This window comes from Streptomyces sp. SPB162, assembly GCF_029504575.1.
In the GTDB taxonomy this organism is placed as follows: Bacteria; Actinomycetota; Actinomycetes; order Streptomycetales; family Streptomycetaceae; genus Actinacidiphila.
The window spans coordinates 4992299-5013552 of sequence record NZ_JAQFII010000001.1 but is presented as its reverse complement, the minus strand read 5'-3'; the positions used below and the strand labels follow the sequence as shown (position 1 = coordinate 5013552).

Annotated in this window: 18 protein-coding genes and 2 pseudogenes; 13 read left to right on the top strand and 7 right to left on the bottom strand. The window is 70.9% G+C overall.

The window, feature by feature from the left end; all coding sequences use genetic code 11:
* Positions 1–197: 197 nt before the first annotated feature.
* The gene (gene ychF / locus M2266_RS23025; protein WP_277439883.1) at positions 198–1286 is read right to left on the bottom strand and encodes a redox-regulated ATPase YchF; all 1089 of its coding nucleotides are present in this window, start codon (positions 1284–1286) and stop codon (positions 198–200) included.
* Between the two features lie 175 nt (positions 1287–1461).
* Here ychF and M2266_RS23020 point away from each other — a divergent pair, with 175 nt between their 5' ends.
* Positions 1462–2100, top strand: coding sequence for a DUF6542 domain-containing protein (locus M2266_RS23020; RefSeq protein ID WP_277439882.1), 639 nt, complete (start codon positions 1462–1464; stop codon positions 2098–2100).
* On the opposite strand, the pseudogene ppgK reads toward M2266_RS23020, so the two are convergent.
* Both ppgK and M2266_RS23010 read right to left on the bottom strand, forming a co-directional pair.
* A pseudogene (gene ppgK, locus M2266_RS23015) lies at positions 2021–2759 on the bottom strand (polyphosphate--glucose phosphotransferase). The gene M2266_RS23020 and the pseudogene ppgK sit on opposite strands and share 80 nt — an antisense overlap.
* Positions 2760–2789: 30 nt before the next feature.
* Positions 2790–3785: a 4-hydroxy-3-methylbut-2-enyl diphosphate reductase gene (locus tag M2266_RS23010; RefSeq protein ID WP_277439881.1), complete on the bottom strand. Its 996-nt coding sequence runs from the start codon at positions 3783–3785 to the stop codon at positions 2790–2792.
* Positions 3786–3914: 129 nt separating this feature from the next.
* Between M2266_RS23010 and M2266_RS23005 the strand changes: the two genes are divergently transcribed.
* The 4 genes from M2266_RS23005 to M2266_RS22990 all read left to right on the top strand — a co-directional run bounded on the left by M2266_RS23005 (position 3915) and on the right by M2266_RS22990 (position 7600).
* Positions 3915–5309 (top strand): APC family permease, encoded by a 1395-nt coding sequence (locus tag M2266_RS23005; protein ID WP_277439880.1) that lies wholly within the window; start codon positions 3915–3917, stop codon positions 5307–5309.
* Positions 5310–5387: 78 nt separating this feature from the next.
* Positions 5388–6614: an exodeoxyribonuclease VII large subunit gene (gene xseA, locus M2266_RS23000; RefSeq protein ID WP_277439879.1), complete on the top strand. Its 1227-nt coding sequence runs from the start codon at positions 5388–5390 to the stop codon at positions 6612–6614.
* 9 nt (positions 6615–6623) lie between these two features.
* Positions 6624–6845, top strand: a complete 222-nt coding sequence (locus M2266_RS22995) for an exodeoxyribonuclease VII small subunit (protein ID WP_269273169.1) — start codon at positions 6624–6626, stop codon at positions 6843–6845.
* Between the two features lie 158 nt (positions 6846–7003).
* A complete protein-coding gene (locus M2266_RS22990; protein ID WP_277439878.1) occupies positions 7004–7600 on the top strand; it encodes a malonic semialdehyde reductase in 597 nt (198 codons plus the stop codon).
* A gap of 91 nt (positions 7601–7691) precedes the next feature.
* Here the strand turns inward: M2266_RS22990 and M2266_RS22985 are convergent, their stop codons facing one another.
* A complete protein-coding gene (locus M2266_RS22985; RefSeq protein ID WP_277439877.1) occupies positions 7692–8219 on the bottom strand; it encodes a DUF4245 domain-containing protein in 528 nt (175 codons plus the stop codon).
* A gap of 154 nt (positions 8220–8373) precedes the next feature.
* Here M2266_RS22985 and glpX point away from each other — a divergent pair, with 154 nt between their 5' ends.
* Positions 8374–9405 (top strand): class II fructose-bisphosphatase, encoded by a 1032-nt coding sequence (gene glpX / locus M2266_RS22980; RefSeq protein WP_277439876.1) that lies wholly within the window; start codon positions 8374–8376, stop codon positions 9403–9405.
* A gap of 119 nt (positions 9406–9524) precedes the next feature.
* Here the strand turns inward: glpX and M2266_RS22975 are convergent, their stop codons facing one another.
* Positions 9525–9875, bottom strand: a complete 351-nt coding sequence (locus tag M2266_RS22975; RefSeq protein WP_138358599.1) for a WhiB family transcriptional regulator — start codon at positions 9873–9875, stop codon at positions 9525–9527.
* Positions 9876–10226: 351 nt separating this feature from the next.
* Positions 10227–10850: a DUF1707 domain-containing protein gene (locus M2266_RS22970; RefSeq protein ID WP_277441315.1), complete on the bottom strand. Its 624-nt coding sequence runs from the start codon at positions 10848–10850 to the stop codon at positions 10227–10229.
* Between the two features lie 170 nt (positions 10851–11020).
* Between M2266_RS22970 and M2266_RS22965 the strand changes: the two genes are divergently transcribed.
* A complete protein-coding gene (locus M2266_RS22965; RefSeq protein WP_277439875.1) occupies positions 11021–12664 on the top strand; it encodes a fumarate hydratase in 1644 nt (547 codons plus the stop codon).
* 133 nt (positions 12665–12797) lie between these two features.
* Here the strand turns inward: M2266_RS22965 and M2266_RS22960 are convergent, their stop codons facing one another.
* Positions 12798–14312, bottom strand: coding sequence for a ricin-type beta-trefoil lectin domain protein (locus M2266_RS22960; RefSeq protein WP_277439874.1), 1515 nt, complete (start codon positions 14310–14312; stop codon positions 12798–12800).
* Positions 14313–14438: 126 nt separating this feature from the next.
* Here M2266_RS22960 and M2266_RS22955 point away from each other — a divergent pair, with 126 nt between their 5' ends.
* The 6 genes and pseudogenes from M2266_RS22955 (at position 14439) to M2266_RS22930 (ending at position 21207) form a co-directional block, all read left to right on the top strand.
* Positions 14439–15893, top strand: a complete 1455-nt coding sequence (locus M2266_RS22955; protein ID WP_277439873.1) for a class II fumarate hydratase — start codon at positions 14439–14441, stop codon at positions 15891–15893.
* 23 nt (positions 15894–15916) lie between these two features.
* A complete protein-coding gene (locus M2266_RS22950; protein ID WP_277439872.1) occupies positions 15917–16594 on the top strand; it encodes a DUF402 domain-containing protein in 678 nt (225 codons plus the stop codon).
* A gap of 132 nt (positions 16595–16726) precedes the next feature.
* Entirely contained in the window at positions 16727–17395 is a 669-nt protein-coding gene (locus tag M2266_RS22945) for a class I SAM-dependent methyltransferase (RefSeq protein ID WP_277439871.1), read from the top strand.
* 60 nt (positions 17396–17455) lie between these two features.
* Positions 17456–19690, top strand: a complete 2235-nt coding sequence (locus tag M2266_RS22940) for a SpoIIE family protein phosphatase (protein WP_277439870.1) — start codon at positions 17456–17458, stop codon at positions 19688–19690.
* A 317-nt stretch (positions 19691–20007) separates the two neighbouring features.
* A pseudogene (locus tag M2266_RS22935) lies at positions 20008–20956 on the top strand (SPFH domain-containing protein).
* Positions 20953–21207 (top strand): hypothetical protein, encoded by a 255-nt coding sequence (locus tag M2266_RS22930; RefSeq protein WP_277439869.1) that lies wholly within the window; start codon positions 20953–20955, stop codon positions 21205–21207. Before M2266_RS22935 ends, M2266_RS22930 begins: the two are co-directional and overlap by 4 nt.
* Positions 21208–21254 lie beyond the last annotated feature (47 nt).

Here is a 21254-nt window from a genome sequence, read left to right as displayed (position 1 = left end):
TGAAGAAGTCGTGCGGATGGAGCCCCACCCGCCCGCCTGTCGCATCGGGAGATCGCTGCCCGAAACACCGCACGGGCTCCTCATCCCATCCCAGCACGATCCCAGCACGGGAAAAAACCAAGGGCCCGACCCCGAAGAGTCGGACCCTCTCCGACCTGCATGTTTGCCAGATCAGCGACGTGGTGATGAATCAGCCGCTACACATTGAAGCGGAACTCGACCACGTCGCCGTCCTGCATCACGTAGTCCTTGCCCTCCATGCGGGCCTTGCCCTTCGCGCGGGCTTCGGGGATGGAGCCGCAGGCGACGAGGTCGTCGTAGGAGACGATCTCGGCCTTGATGAAGCCGCGCTGGAAGTCGGTGTGGATCACGCCGGCCGCCTCGGGGGCCGTGGCGCCCTTCTTGATGGTCCAGGCGCGGGTTTCCTTGGGGCCTGCCGTGAGGTAGGTCTGCAGGCCGAGGGTGGCGAAGCCGACGCGGCCGAGGACGGCCATGCCGGGCTCTTCCTGGCCCATGGACTGCAGGAGTTCCAGGGCCTCCTCGTCGTCGAGCTCGATCAGCTCGGCCTCGATCTTGGCGTTGAGGAAGATCGCCTCGGCGGGGGCGACGAGGGCGCGCTGCTCGTTCTTGAAGTCCTCGTCGGTCAGCTCGTCCTCGTCCACGTTGAAGACGTAGAGGAAGGGCTTGACGGTGAGCAGGTGCAACTCGTGCAGGAGGCGGCCCTGCTCGGTGCCGGCGTGGATGCCGGCGGCGTACAGGGTGCGGCCCTCTTCGAGGATCTTCTGGGCGTCCAGGACCGCGGCCAGGACGGCGGCCTTCTCCTTCTGGAGGCGGGCCTCCTTGGTGAGGCGCGGGACGGCCTTCTCGACGGACTGCATGTCCGCGAGGATCAGCTCGGTGTTGATGGTCTCGATGTCGTCCTTGGGCGAGACCTTGCCGTCCACGTGGACGACGTTCTCGTCCTTGAAGGCCCGGATGACCTGGCAGATCGCATCCGACTCGCGGATGTTCGCCAGGAACTTGTTGCCCAGGCCCTCACCCTCGCTCGCGCCGCGCACGATGCCCGCGATGTCGACGAAGTCGACCGTGGCGGGGAGCAGCTTCTGCGAGCCGAAGATCTTGGCGAGCTGGGCGAGACGCGGGTCGGGGACGCCGACGACACCCACGTTCGGCTCGATGGTGGCGAACGGGTAGTTGGCCGCCAGCACGTCGTTCTTGGTCAGGGCGTTGAAAAGGGTCGACTTGCCGACATTCGGCAGACCGACGATTCCGATCGTGAGCGACACGTGGCGACTTCCCGTAACGAGAGGAGCGAGGGGGTGGAGCGGTCCAGGCAGACCGATCCACCAGTCTACGGGGCTCGCGCGGGCCCGACCCGTCGCCGTCGAGCAGAAGGCCAAGGAGGGGGCAAAGGCGTGTCCTGGCAGGGTATGACCCGGGTCGTCCGCCTACTTTGAGTGGGTGGAGCAACACAGCGCGCGCACAGGAACCAGGAACGGCACCGAGAACGACTCCGGGGACAGCGTCGAGGACGCCACCGGCGGCGGGCCCCGGCTGCCCAGGCCCGCCCGCCCCACCGGCACGGTAGGAGGCTCGGTGAGCTACCGCTCGGCGCAGCGCGGTCCGCTGGGCGCGCTCGCACCCGCGATCACGGCGCTCGCCAGGGTCGTCAGGCTCCCTCAGGTCCAGCCCAAGCTCACCGGGCTGGGGACGGGGGTGCTGACCGTCGTCGTCACGCTGGCGGGCGGCGGGCTGGACGCCCTGCTGTTCGACGGGCCCGGTGTCCTGTTCGGGCTGCTGTTCGTCGCGGTGTGCGTCACGTCGGCCCTGTACGTGCGGCCGTACGACCTGGTGGCGGCGCCGATCGCCGCCCCCATCGCGTTCGCCACCGCCATCGCGCTGACCGGCGACGACAACGGTGGCGGCTTCGTCGGACACCTGCTCGGCATCTTCACCGGTCTGGCCCTGCTCACCGGCTGGCTCTACACCGGCACGCTGCTGGCGGCCACGATCGTCGGCGTCAGAGCTTTGCAGCGCTCATGGCGGCGCCGACGATCCCGGCGTTGTTCTGCAGAGCGGCGGGGACGATCTCGGCGCTGATCCCCTCGATCAGCGGCAGGAACTTCTCCGCCTTGCGGCTCACTCCGCCGCCGATCACGAACAGCTCGGGCGAGAACAGCATCTCGACGTGGGCGAGGTACTTCGTCAGCCGGTGCGCCCAGTGCTCCCAGCTGAGGTCGTCGTCCTCGCGGGCCCTTGACCGACGCGCGCTTCTCCGCGTCATGGCCGTGCAGCTCCAGATGGCCCAGCTCGGTGTTGGGCAGCAGCTGGCCGTCGACGAAGACCGCGCTGCCGATGCCGGTGCCGAGCGTCAGCATGATCACCGTTCCGCCGCGGCCCCGGCCCGCGCCGTAGGTCATCTCGGCGACGCCGGCCGCGTCCGCGTCGTTCAGGATGGCCACCGGCATGCCCAGCCGCTCCGAGATCATGGCGCGGGCGTCCTTGCCGATCCAGTGGGAGTCGACGTTGGCCGCCGTCCGGGTCACCCCGTCCACCACGACCCCGGGGAAGGTCACCCCGACCGGCCCCGACCAGCTGAAATGCTCCACGACCTGCTGAACGCCGTCGAGCACGGCGTCCGGGGTGGCCGGGTGCGGGGTGGAGACCTTGCAGCGCACTTCCGTCAGATCGCCACGCTCCAGGTCGACCGGAGCGCCCTTGATGCCTGTCCCGCCGATGTCAACGCCGAACACGTTCATGACCTCCACGCTAAGCGTGAACCGTTCGGTTCACCCCCTGGCAGATGCCCCGGGGGCGGTCTCCGCACGCAGGTCGCGCCGCAATTCCTTCGGCAGCGAGAACACGATGCTCTCCTCCGCCGACCGGAGGATCTCCACATCGGCGAAGCCGCGCTCGGCCAGCCAGTCCAGCACGCCCTCGACGAGGATCTCCGGGACGGAGGCGCCCGAGGTCACGCCGACCGTGGTCACGCCCTCCAGCCACGCCTCGTCGCACTCGTCGGCGAAGTCCACCAGGTACGAGGCCCTGGAGCCGGCCTGCAGGGCGACCTCGACCAGCCGGACGGAGTTCGACGAGTTCTTCGATCCGACCACGATGACCAGTTCCGCCTCCGCGCCGATCTGCTTCACCGCGACCTGGCGGTTCTGCGTGGCGTAGCAGATGTCGTCACTCGGCGGGCTGATCAGCGCGGGGAAGCGCTCCTTGAGGGCGTCGACGGTCTCCATCGTCTCGTCGACGGAGAGCGTGGTCTGGGAGAGCCAGACGACCTTGCTCTCGTCGCGGACCTCGACGTTCGCCACGTCGGCGGGGCCGTCGACCAGCGTCATGCGCTCCGGGGCCTCGCCCATGGTGCCGACGACCTCTTCGTGGCCCTCGTGGCCGATCAGCAGGATGTCGTAGTCCTCATTCGCGAACCGGACGGCTTCCTTGTGCACCTTGGTGACCAGCGGGCACGTCGCGTCGATCGAGGCCAGGCTGCGCTGGGCCGCCTCCTCGTGGACGACCGGGGCGACGCCGTGGGCCGAGAAGATCACGATGGCGTTCTCGGGCACCTCCTCCGTCTCGTCGACGAAGATCGCGCCCTTCTTCTGCAGGGTCTGCACGACGTATTTGTTGTGCACGATCTCTTTGCGGACGTAGATCGGCGCCCCGTACTGCTCCAGTGCCTTCTCGACGGTGATCACGGCGCGGTCGACGCCCGCGCAGTATCCGCGGGGGGCTGCGAGCAGGACGCGTCGGGCAGTCGTAGCAGTCATGTCAGCCATGGTACGGGGCGTGCGGGTGCTTCGAAGAAGGCTGCCCGGAGACTGCCCGGAGACCGCCGGGAGTCTGCCCGAGGGCTGTTCGGCCGCGCTCCGCTCGTGGGCGCGGCACGGTTCGCGCAAGCTGGGCGCATGAGCGCACCGACCCCCGCTCCGTCGCCTCCCGCTCCCCCGCCCGGCACGGCCCACGCCGACGACGGCACCCTGCGGCGCAGCCTCGGCCTGCGCGACCTCGTGGTCTACGGGCTGCTGTTCATCGCCCCGATGGCGCCCGTCGGCGTGTTCGGCACGCTGGACGCCCGGTCGCACGGGGCGGTAGCGCTGGTCTACGTGTTCGCGACGGCCGCGATGGCGTTCACCGCGTTCAGCTACGCGCAGATGGTGCGGGTCGTTCCGCAGGCCGGCTCGGTCTTCGCCTACGCGCGGGCCGGGCTCGGCGAGGGTCCCGGCTTCATCGCCGGCTGGATGGCGATGCTCGACTACCTGCTCATCCCCGCCGTGGCCTACCTCTTCTCCGGGATCGCGCTGCACGCGCTGGTGCCGTCGGTGTCGCAGTGGGTGTGGACGACGATCGCGGTCGTGGTGACGACCGGCCTCAACCTGTGGGGGGTGCGGGCCGCGGCGACGGTCGGCTTCCTGGTGCTCGCGCTGGAGATCGTGGTGCTGCTGGTCTTCGTGGTGTCCGCGGCCGTGGTGCTCGGCGCGGACGGGGCGCAGCGCGGCTGGGCCTCGCCCTTCACCGGCCAGGGCGCGTTCTCGCTGGGGGCGGTGCTGGGCGCGGTGTCCGTCGCGGTGCTGTCCTATCTGGGGTTCGACGCCATCGCGTCCTTCGCCGAGGAGGCGGTGGGCGGGTCGGCGAAGGTCGCGCGGGCCGTCCTGTTCTGCCTCGTGATGGCGGGTGTGCTGTTCATCGCGCAGACGTATCTGGCGGCGCTGCTCGCCCCGATGTCCGCCGCCGAACTGGCCGCGGATCCGGCCGGGCAGGGCTCCGCCTTCTACGACACGGTGGATTCCGCCGTCGGCGGCTGGCTGCACGACCTCGTCGCCGTCAGCAAGGCCGTCGGCGCCGCCTTCGCCGCGCTCGCCGGGCAGGCCGCGGCGGGCCGGCTGCTCTTCGCGATGGCCCGCGACCGGCGGTTGCCGGGGCCGCTGGCCAGGGTCGACCCGGGCAGCGGGGTGCCCCGGCGGGCGCTGCTGATCGCGGCGGTCGTCACGCTGGTCGCGGCGGTCTGGGCGGCCCGCCGCGACGACGGCCTGGACCGGCTGGTCTCCGTGGTCGACATCGGCGCGCTCACCGCGTTCTCGCTGCTGCACCTGTCGGTCGTCGGCTGGTTCGCCGTCCGCCGTCGGGAGGGGCCGCCGAACGTGCTGCGGCACATCGTCGTACCGCTGCTGGGGCTCGCGATCACCGTCGCCGTCATCGTCGAGGCCGCGGGCTCCGCGCAGGTCGTCGGCGCCGTCTGGCTGGCCGCCGGGCTGATCGTGCTCGCCGCCCAGTTCTCCCGGCGGCGGAGCACGGGGCCGTAGCCGGAGGCGGGGCCGTGGCCCGGATACGTGCGGCCGGAAGGCGATCCCGCTGTCGGTGGTGGCCGATACGCTCGGCACATGGCTCTGAGTACGTCGGCGGATACGCCGATCCCCGTCGGCGAGGTGTCACGGCTGATCGGCGGCTGGGTGGACCGGCTCGGCGCCGTCTGGGTGGAGGGGCAGATCACCCAGCTGTCGCGGCGCCCGGGAGCGGGCGTCGTGTTCCTGACACTGCGCGACCCGTCGCACGACGTGTCGATCTCGGTGACGTGCTTCCGGGCCGTGTTCGACCAGATCGCCGACGTGGTCGGGGAGGGCGCCCGCGTCGTGCTGTTCGCCAAGCCCGAGTGGTACGGGCCGCGCGGGCAGCTGTCGCTGCGCGCGACGGAGATCCGGCCGGTCGGCGTCGGTGAGCTGCTGGCCAGGCTGGAGCAGTTGAAGAGGTCGCTGGCGGCGGAGGGCCTGTTCGCGCTGGACCGCAAGCGCCCGCTGCCGTTCCTCCCGCAGTGCATCGGGCTGGTGACCGGCCGCGCCTCTGCGGCCGAGCGCGATGTGCTGGAGAACGCGCGACTGCGCTGGCCCGCCGTCTGCTTCGAGGTGCGCAACGTGCCGGTGCAGGGCGCGCAGGCGGTGCCCCGGGTGGTGGAGGCGGTGCGCGAGCTGGACGCGCGCCCCGAGGTGGACGTGATCATCATCGCGCGCGGCGGCGGCAGCGTGGAGGACCTGCTGCCGTTCTCCGACGAGCAGCTGGTACGGGCGGTGGCCGCGTGCACCACCCCGGTCGTGTCCGCGATCGGGCACGAGCCCGACTCGCCGCTGCTGGACCTGGTGGCGGACCTGCGCGCCTCGACCCCGACGGACGCGGCGAAGCGGGTGGTGCCGGACGTGGGCGAGGAGCTGACCCGGGTCGAGCACCTGGGGCAGCGGGCACTGCGGGTGGTGACCGGCCTGCTCGACCGTGAGCAGCGCGGCCTGGACGCGGCGCTCAGCCGGCCGTCGATGGCCCGGCCGCACACGATGGTCGAGCAGCGCGAGGAGCAGGTCGACGCGCTGCTGGAGCGCAGCCGCCGGACGCTGCGGCATCTGCTGGACCGGGCGGACGGCGAGTTGGAGCACACCCGGGCGCGGGTGGTGGCGCTCTCCCCCGCCGCGACCCTGCAGCGCGGGTACGCGGTCCTGCAGCGCGAGGACGGCTCCGTGGTGCGCGGCCCCGACGAGGTGGCGGCGGACGAGGAGTTGCGGGCCCGGGTCGCCGGAGGTGCGTTCCGGGTGAAGGTCGCCGGTCCTGTCGTACCTCCCGCCTAGGCTGGGCGCATGGCAGAACAGGACACGCTGGGATACGAGCAGGCACGGGACGAGCTCGTGGACGTCGTGCGGCGGCTGGAGGCCGGCGGCTCGACGCTGGAGGAGTCGCTGGCGCTCTGGGAGCGCGGCGAGGAGCTCGCGCGGGTGTGCCGGCGGTGGCTGGAGGGCGCCCGGGCTCGGCTGGACGCCGCGCTGGCCGAGGAGCCGGACGAGGAGACCGCCGCCGAGTAGCGGCACGACCTGACGGTGGGTCGAGAGTCGGTGGATCGCGCCCCGGTGTGACGAGCGTCACGCTCGGCCCAGGAATGGTTGAACTTTCACACAGGTTGATGAGAGTGTTCGCGACGTGCCCGATCGGCGCAAATGCCACGATTCCTTAAGAGGTTCCCATGACTCTCGTACTCGACACCGCCGCCCAGGACCTGCTCTTCCGTGAGGCCCGCACGGCCAACACCTTCACCGACGAGCCCGTGACCGACGAGCAGATCCAGGCGATCTACGACCTCGTCAAGTACGCGCCGACCGCGTTCAACCAGCAGCCGCTGCGTATCGTCCTGGTGCGTTCCGCCGAGGGCCGCGAGCGCCTCGTGCAGCACATGGCCGAGGGCAACCGGCCGAAGACCGCCGCCGCCCCGCTGGTCGCGATCCTCGCCGCGGACAACGAGTTCCACGAGGAGCTGCCGACGCAGTTCCCGCACTTCCCGCAGGCGAAGGACGTCTTCTTCTCCGAGCGCGCCGTGCGCGAGCAGGCCGCCGCCCTCAACGGGTCGCTGCAGGCCGGCTACTTCATCCTCGGCATCCGCGCCGCCGGCCTGGCCGCCGGCCCGATGACCGGCTTCGACGCCGCGGGCATCGACAAGGAGTTCTTCCCGGAGGGCGACCACTCGGTCCTCGCCGTCGTGAACATCGGCAAGCCCGGCACCGACTCCTGGTTCCCGACCCGCAGCCCCCGCCTGGCCTACGACGAGGTCGTCACGACCGTCTGATCCGCCCCGCACACTCCCGAACGCCGGGCGCCCGTCACGGGCCGCCCGGCGTTCGTGCGTCGGAACGCCGTTCGGGGATGCCCGGAAAGCTTCAGGACGCCTTGAGCGCGGCCGCCAGTTCGGCGAGCTGCTCGTCGGGGGCGGTGCCGGTGATCATCGTGGTGACGCCCTTCTCCACCCGCACCAGCGCGTTGTACTTCGGGCCCTTGTACCGGTCCCACGGCACGCCGGCGACGCTGACCGTACGGTTGCCGTCCCGCACCGCGCGCTTGCTCTTCGCGGCGATGAACTTCGCCGACGGACCGTTGCCCTGCTCGACGGCCGCGTACTCGTCCTGCGGATCGACGAAGCCCAGGTGCCACTCGATGGCCTTGGCGTCCTTGGCGTCGTACGCGACGGTCGTCGCGCGCCAGTCCTTGCCGAGCCCCTCGGGCGCGGCCACCGGGAAGGGCGCGTCGCGCCGCGCCTGGCTCAGTTCGGTCTGGAAGCCGATGGGCTTGACCGGGTCCGCGTTGGTGTCGTGCGGGATGAACACGTAGATGACCGCGACGACGACGCCGAGCACCGCCATCGACAGCAGCAGGTCCCGCAGAGTCTGATTGCCACGCTTGTTTGCCACGCTCCTATGGTCCCCCATGCCGGTGACCGCTCCGGCCCGGGGGTGGGCCGGGCACGCCGCTCATGTGACGGGCGCCCTGCTCATCCTCGCGACGAACCGATAAGGTCACAGCACCCTCTTTTCCGGCCGTCCTCGTACAGAAAGGTGCGCTGTGATGACCGAACAGCATTTGCCGCCCCAGCTCGAAGTGAGTCCCGAGGCTCCCGATCGCAACCTTGCCCTGGAACTCGTCCGGGTGACCGAGGCCGCAGCCATGGCCGCCGGTCGCTGGGTCGGCCGTGGTGACAAGAACGGCGCGGACGGCGCCGCGGTGAAGGCGATGCGCACGCTCGTCTCCACCGTCTCGATGAACGGCGTCGTCGTCATCGGCGAGGGCGAGAAGGACGACGCCCCCATGCTCTACAACGGCGAGCGGATCGGTGACGGCACCGGTGCCGAGTGCGACGTCGCCGTGGACCCCGTCGACGGGACGACGCTCACCGCCAAGGGCATGTCCAACGCGGTGGCCGTGCTCGCCGTGGCCGACCGCGGCACGATGTACGACCCGTCGGCCGTCTTCTACATGGAGAAGCTGGTCACCGGCCCCGAGGCCGCCGACTACGTCGACATCATGGCGCCCGCGTCGGTGAACATCCGCCGGGTCGCCAAGGCCAAGCACAGCGCGCCCGAGGACGTCACCGTCATGGTCCTCGACCGGCCGCGACACGACGGGCTGGTCAAGGAGATCCGGGAGACCGGCGCGCGGATCAAATTCATCGCCGACGGCGATGTCGCGGGCGCCATCATGGCCGTGCGCGACGGCACCGGCGTGGACATGCTGATGGGCATCGGCGGCACGCCGGAAGGCATCATCGCCGCCTGCGCGATCAAGTGCCTCGGCGGCACGATCCAGGGCCGACTGTGGCCGAAGGACGACGCCGAGCGCCAGCGGGCGATCGACGCGGGTCACGACCTGGACCGGGTGCTGCACACCAACGACCTGGTCAGCGGCGACAACGTGTTCTTCGTGGCGACCGGCATCACGGACGGCGAACTGCTCCAGGGCGTCCGCTACCGCGCCGAGACCGCCACCACCGAGTCACTGGTGGTGCGCTCCAAGTCCGGCACGATCCGGCAGATCTCCTCCACGCACCGGCTGTCGAAGCTGCGCGCGTACAGCGCGATCGACTTCGACCGCGCGCGCTGAGGCCGGCACCGAACACCCCTGATTCGCCACCGAGCGCCCTGGGCAGGCGTGAAGGCGGCTGAGCAGGCGAACGGGCCGGGCCCGCCGACTGACGCGGCGGACCCGGCCCATTCGTATGCTCAGCCGGCAGCGGCGATCCGGTCCGTCCGCGGCAGCTCCGCCTCGCGGCGGCGCCTGCGGGCGAGCACGACCCGGCGTTCGGCGGCGGTCAGACCGCCCCACACGCCGTACGGTTCGGGCTGCCGCAGTGCGTGCTCCCGGCATTCCAGCATCACCGGGCAGCGGGCGCACACCCGCTTCGCGTTCTCCTCACGGGACAGCCGCGCCGCTGTCGGCTCTTTGGACGGGGCGAAGAACAATCCCGCCTCGTCACTGCGGCACGCCGCCTCCGAGTGCCATGGGCCTGCCAGATCCCGTGGGTGACTCGGCGGGAGGGCAGTGTCCTTGACGGGCTCGATCGGTTGAAGCACGGGATACTCCTGACGACGGCTCGGCGTTTGTCACCCTTGCCCGTCACCGCGGGTGAGCTCCACGCGTGCTGTTCCAGGGGGTCGCAACGGGGAGGAACCAGGCGAGTGACGTGGTCGAAGCCCTACCCGCTGTGCGCGTGTTCATGCGGACCGTGTTCGCCGCCAGGCGCTCTCAGTCGAACATTCGTGCTACTTAAGCGCGCATTGGCGATCGTCCGATCCGGACCACCGAGCAACAGCCCTGATGAACACTGGGCGATGGCCAAAACCAGACGGCGCGCGCTGGGCGTAAACCCGCACCATGCATGGCGTGAACGCGCGGCATGAAGCAGGAGTGGGACAGCCCCATCCCTACCCGTCGATGCGCTTGTTGATCCATTCCTTGAGGCGCTTGCCGCGCTTCGCCTTCGCTTCGACGCCGCCGAAGATCGCGGTCCCGGTGACGATGACGACGGGCGCGTTGGGATCCGGCGCCTCGTACGTCCTGACCTCGAAGCCGCCGAAAATCCCCGTACCACTGCCACGCAGAGTGACGTTCTCCGGGACGCGTACTTCGACGCCTCCGAAGATCGCGGTGGCGTTGATGACGATCTGCTGGTGCTGGAAAACGGCCTCGGTCAGATCGATCTCGACGCCGCCGAAGCAGGCGAAGGCGTTGGTGCGCCGACCGACGAGCCAGCGGCCCTTTCGGGCGGAGCCGCCGAAAACCGCCACGAGATTCTCGGCCACGACGGGCAGCGAGGGGTCGGCCAACGGCGCGAGCGGCCGCGGCCCGCTCTCGCGGGTGGCGGGCAGGTCACGCACCAGCGGTTCCAGCTCGCCCAGCGTCTTGGCGGCGTAGACGTGGTCGAGGCGTTCCGAGTGCTCCTCCGCGCTCAACCGGCCTTCGGCCAGCGCGTCGCGGAGGATGTCGGAAATGCGGTCACGGTCGGCATCGGACGCGCGCAGCTCCGCTTCGGTGGTCGGCTTGCTCATCGGCACCGGCTGCTGCGACTTCTTCTGGAGCTGCGATTCATCCACCCGCCTACCGTACACAAACGCGATAGATCGCGACTAGTGCCGGTGAGCCCTACCTCACAGCATTCCGGCCGTCCGCGGGCTCTAGGGTGGACGGGGTCGCCAACGCAGTCGAGTGAGGAACCCCCATGCCCGAGTTCTCCTATACGGACCTCCTCCCCCTCGGTGAGGACACGACGCCGTACCGGCTGATCACCTCCGAGGGTGTGAGCACCTTCGAGGCCGACGGGCGCACCTTCCTCAAGGTCGAGCCGGAGGCCCTGCGCACGCTCGCCGCCGAGGCGATGCACGACATCTCGCACTACCTGCGGCCGGCCCACCTCGCCCAGCTGCGGCGGATCCTCGACGACCCCGAGGCGTCGCCCAACGACCGCTTCGTCGCGCTGGACCTGCTGAAGAACGCGAACATCGCCGCGGCCGGCGTGCTGCCGATGTGCCAGGACACCGGCACCGCGATCGTGATGGGCAAGCGCGGCCAGAACGTGCTGACCTCCGGCGGTGACGAGGCGGCGCTGTCGCACGGCGTCTACGACGCGTACACCAAGCTCAACCTGCGGTACTCGCAGATGGCCCCGCTGACGATGTGGGACGAGAAGAACACCGGCTCGAACCTGCCGGCCCAGATCGAGCTGTACGCGACCGACGGCGGCGCGTACAAGTTCCTGTTCATGGCCAAGGGCGGCGGCAGCGCCAACAAGTCGTTCCTCTACCAGGAGACGAAGGCGGTCCTCAACGAGACCTCCATGATGAAGTTCCTGGAGGAGAAGATCCGCGCCCTGGGCACCGCGGCCTGCCCGCCGTACCACCTGGCGATCGTGGTCGGCGGCACCAGCGCGGAGTTCGCGCTGAAGACCGCCAAGTACGCCTCGGCGCACTACCTGGACGAGCTGCCGGGCGAGGGCTCGCCGGACGGGCACGGCTTCCGCGACCAGGGCCTGGAGGAGAAGGTCTTCGAGCTCACGCAGAAGATCGGCATCGGCGCGCAGTTCGGCGGCAAGTACTTCTGCCACGACGTGCGCGTGGTGCGGCTGCCCCGGCACGGCGCGTCGCTGCCCGTCGCCATCGCGGTCTCCTGCTCGGCCGACCGGCAGGCCGTTGCGAAGATCACCGCCGAGGGCGTCTTCCTGGAGCAGTTGGAGACCGACCCGGCGCGCTTCCTGCCGGAGACCACGGACGAGCACCTGGACGACGACGTGGTGCGCGTCGACCTCAACCGGCCGATGGCGGAGATCCGCGCCGAGCTGTCGAAGTACCCGGTCAAGACCCGGCTGTCGCTGTCCGGCACGCTCGTCGTGGCCCGCGACATCGCGCACGCCAAGATCAAGGAGCGGCTGGACGCGGGCGAGTCCATGCCGCAGTACCTGCACGACCACCCGGTCTACTACGCGGGCCCGGCCAAGACCCCCGAGGGCTTCGCCTCCGGCTCGTTCGGCCCCACCACGGCGGGCCGGATGGACGCGTACGTGGAGCAGTTCCAGGCGGCCGGCGGCTCGTTCGTCATGCTCGCCAAGGGCAACCGCTCGCAGCAGGTGACGGACGCGTGCAAGGCGCACGGCGGCTTCTACCTCGGCTCCATCGGTGGCCCGGCCGCCCGGCTCGCGCAGGACTGCATCAAGAAGGTCGACGTCCTGGAGTACGCGGAACTGGGCATGGAAGCGGTCTGGAAGATCGAGGTCGAGGACTTCCCCGCGTTCATCGTCGTCGACGACAAGGGCAACGACTTCTTCACCGACCCGTCGGGCCCAGTGCTCTCGATCGGCCGCCGGGGCTGAACCTCCCGTAGGACCTCGGACGGGCCCCGCCGCTCCATCGGCGGGGCCCGTCCTTCTCGGGGCGAGCTCCGGGCTGGCTCCGGAAGCTCCGGGCTAACTCCGGACGAGCTCCGGGCTAGCTCCGGGCGGGTGGCTACGCGAAGCGCTGGCTCGCGGAGCCGTCGCAGGCCGCCAGTCTCAGCGGCGCGCTCGCGGCGCTCTGGGCCACGCACAGCCCGTCGGCCGCCACCGGGCGGATCGTGCCCCCGGTCGTGGTGAACCGCTGGTTGGCGCCACCGTGGCAGTCCCACAGGATGAGGCTGGTCCCCGCGCTGTACTTCGAGCCCGGCACGTCCATGCACCGGTCCTGGCTGAGCGCGCTGTGCAGCGACTGGTACGCGGTGTCGTAGCCGAACGACTGGTTGCGGCCGCCGTGGCAGCTCCAGCCGAGCAGCGCGGTGCCGTTCCGCGTCGAGCCGCCGTCGGCGTCCACGCACTGGCCGGTGGCCGCGTTGGTCAGCGGCTTGAGCACGTCGTCCCAGGCGCCCTGGCGCAGCACCGGGGTGCCGGTGCTCGCCGGGTCGGCACAACCGGCTTCCTGGTAGCCCGAGTTGTAGAGCTGGGTCAGGCACGACGCGAAGGCGGCGTGGCCGCGGGCGTTGGGGTGGAAGGACTGGCGCACGGAGTTGGCGTCGGGCGGGAACGGGTTGCCGAGGTTCACGACCAGGCCGCGCGCCCACGTGTTGTCCGTGCAGGCCTCGTGCCCGTGGAAGAGCCGGGAGTTGTCGAGGTACGTCGCCCCGGCGTCCGCTGCGGCCTGGCGCATGCCGCGTTCGAAGGCGGGCACGGCGGAGTTGCGGCCCCAGGCGAGGTCCGCGTCGTATCCGGTGCAGCCGCCCGGGATCTTGCCGGGGAAGCTCGGGTTGTCGTAGATGTCGGGGCTCATCGGGCTGGGGTAGCCCATCACCACGAGCCGGTAGTCGGTGTCCGCGTAGCCGGCGTCGCGCATGACCGTCCGCAGGTCCCACACGGTGCCCTCGACCTTGGGCACCAGCGCGTCGACGCGGGCCTGCCAGCCGGGCTGGTACTTGGAGTCGCAGCTGCCCTGCAGCAGGAACCAGCGCTCCACGCAGTCGGTGATGACCGGTCCGAACTGCAGGTCGTCGTTGGCTCCCGCGACCAGCAGCACCATCTTGATCTTCGTGTTGCGGGCCTTGACGGCGAGGCTGTCGCTCTGCACCAGCTCGTCCGCGTACTGCTTGCTGCCGCCGATCCTGATGTTGCCGGTGTAGGCGCCCGAGCAGGCGACGTTGTACGTCTCGTCGGCCGGGATGCCGGTGCGGTGGATCGCGGCCTGCGGTGAGCGGTGGCACCAGTTCGTGGGGCCGTCGGTGCCCGCTTCGTAGCTGCCGACACCCTCCCCGGCGATCTCGCTGTCCCCCAGCGAGATCAGTCCGGTCTTCCGGTCGGCCATCGGCCGGATCGCCGGGTCCCCGTAGAGGGCCGTGGCCTCCGCGGCACGGATCTGCTCCAGGTCGGCGGAGAGCGGCTTGACGGTGCTCTGCGGGGCGGCGGACGCGGTGGTGGTCAGACCGGCACCACCCGCTAAGACGGTCGCCAGAACGGCCAGCACGGTCCCAGCCGTACGACACCGTCTCTTCTTCGACATGCGCATACGTCGCTCCTCCCACAGGAATGAAACGGGCTACGGCACTGTCCTACTGATGGGTATTACTTGGAAGTAGTACGACCATGGGAATGTCGTCGAGACGTTGCCGAGGAAAGGAATTCAGCCATGTCGGAGGCCAAGTCCGGGGCCGGGTCCGAAATCGCGCCCGCGGCCGGTTCCGGGGAACCGTCGAACGGCCGGTCCTTCCGGATCGAACACGATTCGATGGGCGAGGTACGGGTGCCCGCGGACGCGAAGTGGCGGGCCCAGACCCAGCGGGCCGTGGAGAACTTCCCGATCTCCGGCCGGCCGATCGAGCGTGCGCACATCGAGGCGCTGGCCCGGATCAAGGCGGCCGCGGCGAAGGTGAACGCCGGCCTCGGCGTCCTGGACCAGGACATCGCGGACGCGGTCCAGGAGGCCGCCGCCGAGGTCGTGGACGGCCGCTGGGACGACCACTTCCCCGTCGACGTCTTCCAGACCGGCTCCGGCACGTCCTCCAACATGAACGCCAACGAGGTCATCGCGACCCTGGCCACCGAGCGGCTGGGCCGCGCCGTGCACCCGAACGACCACGTCAACGCGTCGCAGTCGTCGAACGACGTCTTCCCGTCGTCCATCCACATCGCGGCCACCGCCGCCGTCACCCGCGACCTCGTCCCCGCCCTGGAGCACCTGGCGGAGTCCCTGGAGCGCAAGGCGGCCGAGTTCGCGGACGTCGTGAAGTCCGGCCGCACGCACCTGATGGACGCCACCCCCGTCACGCTGGGCCAGGAGTTCGGCGGCTACGCGGCCCAGGTCCGGTACGGCGTCGAGCGGCTGCGGGGCGCGCTGCCCCGGCTGGCGGAGCTGCCGCTCGGTGGCACCGCGGTCGGCACCGGCATCAACACCCCGCCCGGGTTCTCGGCCGCGGTGATCGCCGAGGTGGCGCGGACCACCGGGCTGCCGCTGACCGAGGCGCGCGACCACTTCGAGGCGCAGGGCGCCCGCGACGGCATCGTCGAGGTGTCGGGGCAGCTCAAGACGGTCGCGGTCGGTCTGACCAAGATTTGCAACGACCTGCGCTGGATGGCGTCGGGACCGCGGACCGGACTGGCCGAGATCAACCTGCCCGATCTCCAGCCCGGCTCGTCGATCATGCCCGGCAAGGTCAACCCGGTGATCCCGGAGGCCGTGCTGATGGTCGCGGCCCAGGTCGCGGGGAACGACCTGACGATCACGATGGCCGGCGCCGCCGGGAACTTCGAGCTCAACGTGATGCTCCCGGTCATCGCCAGGAACGTGCTGGAGTCCGTCCGGCTGCTCGCCAACGTCTCCCGGCTGCTCGCCGACCGCACGGTCGACGGCATTACCGCCAACGTCGAGCGGGCCCGCGAGTACGCGGAGTCCTCGCCCTCGGTCGTCACTCCGCTGAACAAGTACATCGGCTACGAGGAGGCCGCCAAGGTCGCCAAGAAGGCCGTCGCGGAACGTCGGCGGATCCGGGACGTGGTGATCGAACTGGGCTACGTCGAACAGGGAAAACTGACCGAGGAGCAGTTGGACGCGGCACTGGATGTGCTGGGCATGACCCATCCTTAAGGGTTGATCCGTAAGATCTGTTCATGACAGCCGACACTCTTCTTGACGGAAACGGGCCGGGTACCAGCGGCTACTGGTCGCCGGGCGAGCAAGTGTTGTGGCGTTATCGGGGCAACGGCACCGACGAGCTGCACATCTGCCGCCCGGTGACCGTCGTGCGTGATGACGCCGAGCTGCTCGCGGTCTGGATGGCCCCCGGCACGTCCTGTGTGAAGCCGGTGCTCGCCGATGGCTCGCCCATCCACCGCGAGCCGCTCGCCACCCGCTATCTGAAACCGCGCACTACGCGCGTCGATCAGTGGTGGGGCTCGGGTGTGCTGAAGCTCGCACACCCCGGCGACCCCTGGTCGGTCTGGCTCTTCTGGGACAAACGCTGGCATTTCAAGAACTGGTACGTGAACCTGGAGGAGCCGCGCAGGCGCTGGTCCGGCGGCGTGGACTCCGAGGACCACTTCCTGGACATCGCGGTCCACCCGGACCGCAGCTGGCACTGGCTGGACGAGGACGAATTCGCCCAGGCGCAGCTCGCAGGCCTTATGGCCGCCGAACGTGCCGAGCGGGTACGGTCGGCCGGGCTGGAGGCCGCCGAGGTCATCCGGGCCTGGGGCCGGCCCTACCGGGACGGTTGGGAGGACTGGCGCCCCGATCCCGCCTGGCCGGTACCGTCACTCCCGGACGACTGGAACCGTCCGGCAAAGTGACCTCGTGAGCCCCTTGATGCGCCCCGGGTCGTCAAACGTAGGATCGGGCTCCGCAACATTGAGCAATTCCGAACCTGCACCCAGAGCCTGACGCCAAGTCATCAGCCACGCGCACCAAGGAGGACCGAGGCAGTGGGAACCGGCGGCTACGAGGACACACAGCGGGACCGCGACGGCCAGGCCGAAGCGTTCGACGCGATCGGCGACCGGTACGACGAGGCGTTCCCCCACAAGGACGGCCAGCTCACCGCGGGCAAGTGGCTCGCCGACTCGCTGCCCGCCGGATCGCGGGTGCTCGACCTGGGCTGCGGCACCGGCCTGCCCAGCGCCCGGCAGCTCGCCGACGCCGGACACCGGGTCGTCGGCGTCGACCTGTCCGCGGGCATGCTCGCGCTGGCCGCGCAGTACGTACCGGGGGCCGAGTTCCACCAGGGCGACATCGCCGACGTCCACCCCGGTGGCCCACTCGACCTCGGTCGGTTCGACGGCGTCGCGGCGTTCTTCTCACTGCTGATGCTGCCGCGCGCGGAGATTCCCTACGCATTGCGGGCCATCCATGATCTGCTGGAGCCCGAGGGTCTCTTCATCCTGTCGATGGTCGAAGCGGATGTGGACGATTTCGCCATTCCGTTCCTTGGTAACACCATCCGGGTATCCGGTTATCTGCGGGATGATTTGCACCAGGTAGTGGCGGACGCGGGCTTCGAGGTGATCGAGGAGGAGTCGTACGCCTATGCACCGGCGAGCACGGACGTGCCGCCGGAGGAGCAGCTCTTCCTGTACTGCCGACGACGCGCCTGACACGGCCCAATCCCCCGCCGCGGTCAGCGCGTGGCGCATCAACCGGATGGAACGACTCGCGTGACCACGGATCGCACGCCCCCGCCCCCGGCGCGGCAACCGGGACCGGACGCCGCCCTGCCGGCACCGCTGCCGGACCCGCGCGGCGGCTTCCGCCTGCCCCAGGGCTCCGATCAGCGGGCCTCCGATCAGGGGGACCAGCCCGCCCCGGCGCCCCAGGTGCTGCCCGACAACCGTTCCGCACGCGACCGGCAGACGTCAGGGGCCGAGGGCGCGCCGCGGCGCGACCCGGCGGCCGACGGGACGTTCTCGAGCACCCCGCCGCGCGGGACACAGGGCCCCGCGGGCGCCGCCATGGAGCCCGCCGGCCATCCGCGCCACGAGGAACCGGCCGAGCCCGCTCCGGCGGCGCCCGCGGGACCGGCGACGACGGGCTCGGACTCCACCCCGCCCGGCTCCGGCACCCTCGGTGCCCGCCCCGGGACGTCCGGCGCTGAGGCCGAGCGGCTGCGCTACGTCGGGGCCGCCACCCGGCGCATCGCCCGCGGTCTCGACCTCGACGAGATCCTGCTGGGCCTGTGCCGCTCCGCGGTCCCCGCGTTCGCCGACGCGATCCTGGTCTACCTCCGCGACCCGCTGCCGGTCGGCGATGAACGGCCGTCGGGGCCGCTCGTGCTGCGGCTGCGGCGCGCCGACGGCGGCTTGGACGAGCAGCCCAGCGGGCAGTCCTACGTCGGCACCGTGCTGCCCCCGGTGCCCGCCGAGCCCGCCGCGTACGGCGGCGCCGCCGAGAGCACCCTCGTCCGGCTGGACGGACCGCTCGCCGAGGTGCTGCGCGGCGTACGCCCGGTCTTCGCCGAGCACCCGCAGTCCGCCGCCGCGCTGGAGGAACTGCTGCGCTTCGGCGAGGGCCCGTCGGCCTCCGCCGGCGCGTCCCGGCCGGGAGAACGGCCCGGCTTACACCCCGAGGCGGGCGCCGCCAGGACCGACAGGAACGACGGCCCGCAGCACACACCCGTCCTGCCGACCGGACGCCGCGCGATACTCGCGCCGCTGCGCGGCCGCCGCCGGGTCATCGGCGCCGCCGTGCTGCTGCGCCGCCCCGACCGGCCGCCGTTCGAGTCCGACGACCTGCTGGTCGCCGCCCAGCTCGCCACCCACACGGCGCTCGGGGTCGACAAGGCGGTGCTGTACGGGCGCGAGGCGTACATCGCGGACGCCCTGCAGCGCGAGATGCTGCCCGACTCCCTGCCGCAGCCCACCGGGGTCCGACTCGCCAGCCGCTACCTGCCCGCGGCCGAGTCGGCCCGGGTCGGCGGCGACTGGTACGACGCGATCCCGCTGCCCGGGAGCCGGGTCGCGCTGGTCGTCGGCGACGTCATGGGCCACTCCATGACCTCGGCGGCGATCATGGGCCAGCTGCGCACCACCGTGCAGACCCTCGCGGGGCTCGACCTGGCGCCGCAGGAGGTGCTGTACCACCTGGACGAGCAAGCCCAGCGGCTCGGCAGCGACCGCATGGCGACCTGCGTGTACGCGGTCTACGACCCGATCGCGCACCGTCTGGTCGTGGCCAACGCGGGCCATCCGCCGCCCATCCTGCTGCACGCCAACGGCCTGGCCGAGGTGCTGCGGGTACCGCCGGGCGCGCCGATCGGCGTCGGCGGGGTGCCGTTCGAGGCCGTCGAGCTGCCGGCGCCCGCCGGGGCGACCCTCGTGCTGTACACCGACGGCCTCGTCGAGTCCCGCACGCGTGACGTCTGGGGCGGCATCGAACTGCTGCGCGAGCGGCTGCACGACGCCGCGACCGTGCTGTCGCCGCCGCCGCTGGAACCGCTCTGCGACGAGATCCTGGAGATCCTCGGCCCCGGCGACCGCGACGACGACATCGCGCTGCTCGCCGCCCGCTTCGACGGGATCTCGCCGAGCGACGTCGCCTACTGGTACCTGGAGCCGCAGCCGCAGACCGCGGGACGCGCCCGGCGGCTCGCCCGCCAGGCGCTGCGCCGCTGGGACCTGGAGCACCTGATCGAACCGACCGAACTGCTGGTCAGCGAGATCGTCACCAACGCCGTCCGGTACGCGGAACGGCCCATCACACTGCGGCTGCTCCGTACCGACGTGCTGCGCTGCGAGGTGGGCGACGACGCGCCACTGCTGCCGCAGATGCGGCATGCCCAGCCGCAGGACGAGGGCGGCCGCGGCCTGTACCTCGTCAGCCGGATGGCACAGCGGTGGGGAGCCACGCGGCTGAGCGCCGGCAAGGTCGTCTGGTTCGAGCTGGCGATTCCGTAGGAAATGGGGCGCGGCTGTGCTTGGCACGGCGTGCCCGGCGCTGCCGCGCCCGGTCGTCAGCACCATGCCGCAGCGGGCATGCCAAGCCCGCGCATCGGTGCGAGGGTGGTCGCAGCGGCCCGCGGCGGCTCGTAGCGGGCCCGCGCGCGGTCGGCGACGAACCCTTCCGACCCCGAAGACGCAGCCCCGGCGCACGTGGACACCCCCCTCCGTGCCCCGGGGCTGCATCGCGTTCTCCTAGCGTCGCGCGCAATTAATGTGCTATCACTAAGCTAGCCGTGCGGACGAGCGCGGCGAGCATCGTGAACGGGGTACCCATGTCCGAGAACCACACCGGTGATCTCCAGCCCGAGATCCCCGAAATGCCCGCCCCCAAGGTCACCGAGCGGGTGGCCGTCGGCATGCCGGGGCTGCCCTTCCTGCTGATCGCCTTCACGGTGCTGTTCGGCGGCGTCGCGCTCTTCGCCCTCGGCATCGTCAAGGCCAAGGACAGCGGTGGCGCACTGGCGGGCGTCCTCATCGCCGCCGGCGTGGTGATCGCGCTCGCGGCCTTCATCACCATGTTCGGCCTCACGCAGGTCGCCCCCGGCGAGGCCCGCGTCTGCCAGCTCTTCGGCCGCTACCAGGGCACCATCCGCCAGGACGGGCTGCGCTGGGTGAACCCGTTCACCAGCCGCCGCAAGATCTCCACCCGGATCCGCAACCACGAGACCGCGGTCCTGAAGGTCAACGACTCGTACGGCAACCCGATCGAGCTGGCCGCCGTCGTGGTCTGGCAGGTCAGGGACTCGGCGCAGGCGGTCTTCGAGGTCGACGACTTCGTGCAGTTCATCGCGATCCAGACCGACACCGCCGTCCGGCACATCGCCACGAACTACCCGTACGACGCGCACGACGTGGAAGGCCTGTCGCTGCGCGGCAACGCCGAGGAGATCACCGAGAAGCTCTCCGTCGAGATCGCCGCCCGGGTGGGCGCGGCCGGCGTGAAGATCATCGAGTCCCGCTTCACGCATCTCGCCTACGCTCCCGAGATCGCCTCCGCGATGCTCCAGCGCCAGCAGGCCGGGGGCGATCGTGGCCGCCCGCCAGACCATCGTCGAGGGAGCGGTCGGCATGGTCGAGTCCGCGCTGACCCGGATCTCCGAGCAGGGCATCGTGGAGCTCGACGAGGAGCGCAAGGCCGCCATGGTCAGCAACCTGCTCGTGGTCCTGTGCGGCGACCGCGCCGCACAGCCCGTACTCAACACCGGGACCCTTTACCAGTGACGGAACCCACCGGCCGCACCGCCCGCAAGCAGGTGCTGCTCCGGCTCGACCCCGCCGTCCACGACGCCATCGCGACGTGGGCGGCGGACGAGCTCCGCAGCACCAACGCGCAGATCGAGTTCCTGCTGCGCCGGGCGCTCGCCGAGGCCGGGCGCCTCCCCGGCGCCGCCAAGCCGATCGCCCGCCGGGGCCGGCCGCCCCGTTCGACACAGCCGGAGGAGGAGCCACCAACCGACCCGACCCAGACCTGAGGATCCCTCCCGACCTGCGAAAACAGACTACTCACCACGTCTATACA